7 protein-coding genes are annotated in these 7,100 nt (G+C 67.9%); 1 reads left to right on the top strand and 6 read right to left on the bottom strand.

Annotated features, from left to right (window positions below):
* Window positions 1-246: 246 nt before the first annotated feature.
* Window positions 247-1,092: a methionyl-tRNA formyltransferase gene (locus tag C1I98_RS32645; protein WP_111171201.1), complete on the top strand. Its 846-nt coding sequence runs from the start codon at window positions 247-249 to the stop codon at window positions 1,090-1,092.
* 2 nt (window positions 1,093-1,094) lie between these two features.
* Here the strand turns inward: C1I98_RS32645 and C1I98_RS32640 are convergent, their stop codons facing one another.
* From C1I98_RS32640 to C1I98_RS32615, 6 genes are all read right to left on the bottom strand, one after another.
* Entirely contained in the window at window positions 1,095-3,476 is a 2,382-nt protein-coding gene (locus C1I98_RS32640) for a tetratricopeptide repeat protein (RefSeq protein WP_111171200.1), read from the bottom strand.
* A gap of 9 nt (window positions 3,477-3,485) precedes the next feature.
* The gene (locus C1I98_RS32635) at window positions 3,486-4,151 is read right to left on the bottom strand and encodes a DUF6879 family protein (RefSeq protein ID WP_199537377.1); all 666 of its coding nucleotides are present in this window, start codon (window positions 4,149-4,151) and stop codon (window positions 3,486-3,488) included.
* Window positions 4,144-4,413, bottom strand: coding sequence for a hypothetical protein (locus tag C1I98_RS32630; RefSeq protein WP_111171202.1), 270 nt, complete (start codon window positions 4,411-4,413; stop codon window positions 4,144-4,146). The genes C1I98_RS32635 and C1I98_RS32630 overlap by 8 nt, the downstream gene beginning before the upstream one ends.
* A gap of 715 nt (window positions 4,414-5,128) precedes the next feature.
* Complete coding sequence (era, locus tag C1I98_RS32625) at window positions 5,129-6,040, bottom strand: GTPase Era (protein ID WP_111171199.1); 912 nt, start codon at window positions 6,038-6,040, stop codon at window positions 5,129-5,131.
* Window positions 6,037-6,363, bottom strand: a complete 327-nt coding sequence (locus C1I98_RS32620; protein WP_111171198.1) for a cytidine deaminase-like protein — start codon at window positions 6,361-6,363, stop codon at window positions 6,037-6,039. The genes era and C1I98_RS32620 overlap by 4 nt, the downstream gene beginning before the upstream one ends.
* Window positions 6,364-6,373: 10 nt before the next feature.
* A partial coding sequence (locus C1I98_RS32615) for a hypothetical protein (protein ID WP_233508385.1) occupies window positions 6,374-7,100 on the bottom strand: 727 nt, incomplete at its 5' end.

Genomic DNA, 7,100 nt, shown 5'->3' with positions numbered 1-7,100 from the left:
ACCCCGGCCCGGCGCCCGGTCCGGGGGAGCAGTACGGCGAAACGGCCGAGCCGCCGACACCACCAGAACCCACCACCACACCCGGCGTCCGGTTCCGGCGGGATATTTCCGACTCAGACCTGAATTCTGTGCATATTGACCACTCATTAATAGCGCGACACCCAGGGCAGTATATCTAAGGCCACTAACCTGTTTGGGATGATACGCGAGGCTTGCAAAACAACATACTCGCGCTAGGATCGCGACATGAGTGCGAGACTGCGCGTGGCCATAGCCTCATATGGCCCAAATCAGTTCGCCCTGATTTCCACCACCCTCGCCGCATTCGGCCACGAGCCGGCCGTCTACCTCATGAGCCGGTCAATGCGGCCGAACAGTCCGCCGGAATCCGACGTCTTCGACGGAATAACCGCGACGATCTCCGCCATACCTGCCGGAATAGGGCTCCTCCTGCCCAGCGGGCCCGCAGACCTCCACCCGATGATGGGCGGCTTCGCCGTCGACCTGCTGGTCGTCTTCGGCTTCAACTGGCGCATTCCGGCCGACGTGATCTCCGCACCACGATTCGGCACCCTGAACATTCACCCCTCCCTGCTACCGCGCTATCGTGGCCCGTCCCCCATTCCCTGGGCGATTCGCAATGGCGACAAGGAGCTGGGGGTGACGATCCACCGCATGACCGAAACGATGGACGGAGGGCCGATCCTCACCCAAGGGTCGGTGGGCGACCTTCCGGAGGTCGTTTCCCACGCCGATACCTGGCGCATGCTCGAATCCGGCCTTCCTGCGCTGCTCAGTGACGCGATCTCCCGGGTGCTGAAAGGAGACGAGGGCGTCCCGCAACGGGAAGAGGCGGTGAGCCATGCGCCTTTCCCACCGGCTGAATGGAATCAGCTCTCCTGGGATCAGAGCCGGCGGGACGCGCACAACCAGATCCGCGTCTTCCGCTTCCTGCACGGATCGGCCGGTCCGGTGGTGGAACTGGACGGACGACGGATCCAGATTCTCAGGACCAGCCTGAGTGAGCGGCGTGGACCTGTCGTCCAGTGTGCGGACGGCCCGCTCTGGATCAGCGATCACGCGCCCGCCTGAATTCACGTCGCCGCCAGCGACTCGAAGTGCCTTCGCGCCTCCGCCGCACGGAGGTCGGTGAAGGCGGCCAGGAGTTCAAGTCCGCGTACCGCGAGGGACCGGGCCTCCACGGGACGGCCCAGGCCGATCTCGCAGTCCACGAGGTTGCGCAACGCCAGCGCGGCGAGCCACTTGTCGCCCACCGCCTCGTGCATGCGAAGCGCCTGGAGGTGGAAGGCCGCGGCCTCCTCGAAGTTCCGCAGGGCCTGGTGGACCTCGCCGGTGCAGTCGAGAGCCATGGCCTCACGGCTGGTGTCGCCGATCTGCCGCTGCAACGAGGCCGCTACCACGCAGCACTCCATCGCCTTCTCCAGCGCCCCGGAGGCCAGGTGGACGCGGGCCGCCTCGATCTGCCAGAAGCCTTCCTGCATGCGGTTGCCGTCCTCCTCAGCGATCCCGAGAGCACCGTTTATCGCACTCGCGGCCGCGGCGAGGTCGCCGCTCAACCGCCGCGCCCAGGCGATCAGCCACAGTGAGTTCCCCCGCATGGCGGGGTCGTTGAGCCGGGCGAAGACCTCGGGAAGGGGACTGAGGATGGCCAGGGCGCGTTCGGCGGCATCGGCCTCCAGGTGCGCCTCGGCGAGGTTGGAGAGCGCCAGAGACTCCCACCGCAGATCCGCCAGCTCCGAAAAGCCCGTCGCGGCCCGCTGGAAGTAGGAGGCCGCGTCATCCAGTTCCCTGGTGCGCAGGCAGACCAGTCCGAGCAGGTTCAGCGATTCGCAGACCGCGCGGGCATCTCCCAGATCCTCCCTGATCAGAAGGGCGTTGTGGAACTCGTCGCGCGCCTCGGTGAGTGATCGCCTCCTGAACAGGTAGCGGCCTCGGTTGGTCAGCGCGCTCGCGTGCCGCGCAGGGTCGTCGAGGGCGCGCGCGGCCGTGACGGCCACCTCGCCCAGAAGCGCCCAGTCGTCGAAGGTGAAGTAGTGCATGTGGATCGGGCTCGCCGCCATGGCGAGACACCACGCGCTGTCGAACTCCTCGCGCTCCAGCGCCGCCCTGGCGGTCGCGACGATGTTGCCCCGCTCGACCTCGAACCACTCGTAGGCCGCCAGGGAGTTCGCGAACTGCAGTGGCGCGGGGACCTCGGTCTCCTGGATGGAGAGCCGGATCTCATCCCCCGGCGCCAGCCACTTCACGGCCTGTTCGAGCGTCAACGCGTACCACGCCGCCAACCGGCGAATCGCCGCACTTGCAGTGGGTCGCGGATCGGTGGCCTGCGCCTCGGCGACCGCGTATGCCTTCAGCAGGTCGTGCAACCGGAACCTGCCAGGCGTCGGCACTTCGACCATGAAGGCACCGACCAGGAGGTCGAGGGCGTGCCGCGTCACCCGGACCGGCGCCCCGGCGAGCGCCGCCGCCGCGGTGAGGCCGACGTCCGCGCCGGGATTCACGCCGAGCAGCCGGAAAGTCCGGGCGGCGTCCTCGGGGAGCGCCCGGTACGACCACGCGAACACCGTGCGGACGGCCTCGGACGCCGAGTCGTCGCTCAGGCTCAGCGTCTCCCACAGAAGTGAATCATCCTTGAGATCGTCGATGAGCTCGGTGAGCAGCATCATCGGCCGGGACACGGCCCGCTCCGCGGCGATCCTCAGGGCGAGCGGCAATCGCGCGCACAGATTCACCAGTTCCAGGAGATCCGCCTCGCCGTCCTCTCTCCAGCCATGACTAATGGTCTTGAGGAGTGCCAGCGCGTCACCCTCCTGGAAGATGTCCAGGTGGATGCGTTTCGCACCGTCCCTGACCGCCAATGCGGGCAATGCGCTGCGACTGGTGATGATGACGAGCGGACCCGCCGAACCGGGCAACAGCGGCCGCACCTGAGTGCTTGAGACGGCGTTGTCCAGCAGAAAGAGGATCTTCCGATTCGCCGTGACGCTCCGGAAGGCGGCGGATCGGTCCTCGACGTCGGCGGGGATCTCGCCGCCGGGAACCCCCAGTGCGCGGAGCATCCGATCTAATACCGAAGAGGGGGAAAGCGGCGGCCCGTCATCGTAGCCGCGCAGGTTGACGTACAGGTCGCCCGCTGTGAAGTGCGCCCGGATCGAGTGCGCCAAACGGAGGGCCAGCGCGGTCTTGCCCACGCCGGGAGAGCCGGAGATCACGATGACCTTCGCCGCGCCCTGATCAGTGCCGTCCTGTGTGTCCAGGAGGGCCGTCAGTGCGCTCAGTTCATCGGCACGGTTGACGAAATGGGATACATCGCCGGGAAGCTGCCGGGGCACGTTGTTCTCTTGCTCGCCGGAGCCGTCCCGGTAGATGCGGATTCCGCCGGTAACGTTCCGGGCCTGAATAATGGGGCCGCTGACGTCGCTCAGGTCGGCCCGGTTCTCATGTTCTTCCGCCACTGCCGTGCCTCACGAACGGATCGGGCCGGGTCGGCCCATGATCCGGAGATAACCATCGGCGATGGACCGGTGAGCCGGGCGAGCGGGCGGGAGGTGGGAGACCTCGCGACGGAAGAAATCACCGATCGGCTCGCCACGCTCGTACAGGTCCACGATGAAGGACCGGCAACGGCGGATCAAATCGACGTCGTCGAACCGGCGAGCGCTTTCCAGCACGCCGTGTTCATCGTAGACCGCCTGATACATCACCTTTTCGTCCATGGTGTAGATCTCCGGGAGCGGGGCCCGGGCTTCGAGGTCTCGCACATCGTCCGCCCGGAGCACGCGAATGGGACCGCCCGTTTCATCGCGGATGTTCAGGAGGTTGAGCTCCCATTGCAGGTAAGGGGTGAGCGGCAGCTCGACGATCCGGATGCGACAGGTTTGCGTGCCGGCCGCGGCGACTTCGCGGTGATAGGCGATCAGATCGGCCCGGCGCTCCTCTAGCAGGCGTATCGCTTCGGCCCAGTCACCGCGGTCGAACGCCTCCCAACTGGCGTCGCCCGGCTCGGCGAACGCCTGGCCGCGCTCCAGCTTCCAGAACTCCCTTGCCGTCGCGAAGTTGCACTCGAAGTCGGAGTAATACTCCGCGAGCGCCATCCGCCGGCCGGTGGCGCCATTCAGCAGATCATGCATCCGGGATGTCCGCCTTTGCGGCCATAATCGTACTACGCGGAATGACCACCAGACTCTCCCCCGGGTCCACGGAAACGCCCTTGGGGAGCCGGTCGCGATATGCGGCGGAAAGTTCGGTGCCGATCACTGCGACATCCCCGTTGTCCAGCTCCCAGATATCGGGACAGCTCGCATTGCCCCCGGTCGTTCCCAGGTCGTGAGCCGACTTTCCGAGGCGACGCTTGAAGCCCACCGCCGGATCGGCCTCCCATTTTCCTGCCATAAGGAGCCTCATTCCACACCGGTTGCCTTCGGACCTTCGCCGGCTCGGCGAACATCCCAATCACGAGCGAATATTACGCTCTCCCGCCGGAATGGTCAATATATCGCAGGCACCTGCGACATAATGTGCGACACCGCGCAAAGATCGATTATAGCCGCTCCGGGGGATCACTTCACAAGGAGCCCCCCATCTTATGGCCGCGATTCAGGAAATACCGAAGTCACACCCGGCCACCCCGATGGCGTCTTGTCCAGTAATCAAACCTTCAGTGTGGAATGGGGCGCTATCGACACATTGATGAAATTTGCAAGGATTGATGAAGTTGTGTTGATAATCCGCAGAGTCGTGATTACGCGTGCGGCGCGCATCGGCACGGGTCGCGGGCCGGCCACGTCGCGCGCGCTCCGTGCCGGGGGGCGCTCGGGCGGTGAGCGGTGCGGCCCGGGTGACGGCGGTCATGATGCGCCGCCGTCGGCTGGGGCGATCTCCGGCGATGCGAGCGCCTGCTGGTGCCTTCGGCTTTCCATCTCGTCATCGTCCTCGGAGGTCGGGTAGTAGATGGCCGCCCAGTCCCGAGGAAAGTGTCACCCTTTTCCCCACCCGCGTACAGACCAGGTGAGAAATATGAGCCGGTGCCGAGACGGCGGGGGCCGTCCCGTACGTAAAAGGCCGCCCACCGCCGGCCGGCGTCGGGCGGGGGGCGGCTTTGGTTGCGTCAGTCGTAGAAGCCGAGGCGGCGGAGTTGTTTCGGGTCGCGTTGCCAGTCTTTGGCGATCTTGATGTGCAGGTCGAGGTAGACGCGGGTGCCCAGCAGGGCCTCGATCTGTTTGCGGGCGCGGGTGCCCACGTCCTTGAGGCGTTCGCCGCGGTGGCCGATCACGATCGCCTTCTGGGACGGCCGCTCGACGTACATCTCGGCGAAGACGTCCAGCAGGTCGTCGCGGCCCTCGCGGGGGCGCATCTCCTCGACCACGACGGCGATCGAGTGCGGGAGCTCGTCGCGTACGCCCTCGAGGGCGGCCTCGCGGATCAGCTCCGCGACCAGGACCTGCTCCGGCTCGTCGGTCAGCTCGCCCCCCGCGTACAGTGGCGGGCCCTCGGGCAGGTGGCCCACCAGGATGTCGGTGAGCGTGTCGAGTTGTTCCCCCGACACCGCCGACACCGGGACGATCTCCGCGAAGTCGGCCAGCTCCGACACGGCGAGCAACTGCTTGGCGATCTGCTCCCGCGAGGCGAGGTCGCACTTGGTGACCACCGCCACCACCGGGGTCTTCTTGACGGCGGCCAGCTTCTCGGCGATGAACCGGTCGCCCTTGCCCACCGGGTCGGTGGCGGGGATGCAGAACCCGATCATGTCGACCTCGGTGAGCGTGGACAGCACCAGGCTGTCCAGGCGCTCGCCGAGCAGGGTGCGGGGCCGGTGCAGGCCCGGGGTGTCGACGATGACGAGCTGGGCGGCGGGGCGGTGCACGATGCCGCGGATGGCCCTGCGGGTGGTCTGCGGCTTGGCCGAGGTGATCGCGACCTTGGTGCCCACCAGGGCGTTCATCAGGGTGGACTTTCCGACGTTGGGCCGCCCGGCGAAACAGGCGAAGCCGGAGCGGAAGTCGGGCTCGGCCCCGCTCATCGAAGCGTGCCGTCCGGGCCGGCGGTGAGCAGGGTGGCCGCGCCGAGGTCGGCGACCGCGGCGCGGTCGGCCTCGCTCGGCCCGCCGTCCGCGGTCACCAGGGCGGCGGCCTCCAGTGCGGCGGCCCCGCTGGAGACCGCCATCGCCACCGCGACCTGCAGGGCCGACAGGGTCAGTGAGGGCAGCGCCACGTTGGTGGCGGAGTAGGTGCGGCCGGTCTCGTCGCGTACGGCGGCGCCCTGCGCTGCCCCCGTGCGCGCGCGGGCGGCACGGGCCAACGTGATGATCTTGGAGTCTTCGGGGTCGAGCGTCGCCTCAGTCACGTGCTCTAGGTTACTCAGCCTCGCCGGTCATCCTGGCCGTCACCGCACGGGCCAGCGCCTCCGTGCGGGCGGGGTCGGCGCTGCCCATCGCGGCGTGCACGATCGAGATCAGCGTCTGGCCGGACTGGACGAAGACGACGTGCATGTCATAGGGGTAGCCGTTCAGCCTGCCGGACAGGCGGGTGCCCGCGGTGCCGTCGCCGAGTTCGAGTTCGTCGACGGCGGAGGGCTGGTCGGCGAGGGCCAGAGTGGTACCGCCTGCGGGGTTGCGGCGGACCATCCGGGCGCAGCCGTCCAGGGCGTCGCCGAGCGCGTCGAAGCTCGCGTTCGCGCCCGCGGCGTAGCTGGCCACGCTGGCGCCGGCGAGTTCGCCGACGCGGTCGCCGTAGTAGGTGGCCTCGGCGTGAGTGCGCAGCTCACCGGCGGACGGCGGGCGTCCGGCGACGGCGTCCAGCAGGGTCTTGCAGTCGGTGTCGCCGAGCCGGAACGGCGGGCTCCAGCCCTCCCTCGGCCGGGCGGAGAACCCGTCGGGCAACCCGGGCAGGTCGCGCAGCAGTTCGCGAATCCTGGCCTGTTCCCTGGCCACCGACACGTCGGCGTAGATCGCCGTCCTGGCCCCGCACCCGGCCAGTGCCGCGCACGCGATCAGGGCCACGGCACTCACGGACACCGGCCCGGCGGCGGCCCTCCCCCGGACGCCGATCCACCCAAAGCCCCATTTGACGCACACAGCGCAC

It is taken from the genome of Spongiactinospora gelatinilytica (assembly GCF_003236385.1).
GTDB lineage: Bacteria > Actinomycetota > Actinomycetes > Streptosporangiales > Streptosporangiaceae > Spongiactinospora > Spongiactinospora gelatinilytica.
The sequence above is the reverse complement of the archived record's forward strand: the minus strand, read 5'-3'. Positions and strand labels throughout refer to the sequence as shown.

What these genes read in the sequence shown, in the direction of transcription:
- C1I98_RS32645 (WP_111171201.1), top strand. Translation starts at nt 247, where the DNA reads ATGAGTGCGAGACTGCGCGTGGCCATAGCCTCATATGGCCCAAATCAG.
- C1I98_RS32635 (WP_199537377.1), bottom strand. Translation starts at nt 4,151, where the DNA reads ATGCATGATCTGCTGAATGGCGCCACCGGCCGGCGGATGGCGCTCGCG.
- C1I98_RS32630 (WP_111171202.1), bottom strand. Translation starts at nt 4,413, where the DNA reads ATGGCAGGAAAATGGGAGGCCGATCCGGCGGTGGGCTTCAAGCGTCGC.
- era (WP_111171199.1), bottom strand. Translation starts at nt 6,040, where the DNA reads ATGAGCGGGGCCGAGCCCGACTTCCGCTCCGGCTTCGCCTGTTTCGCC.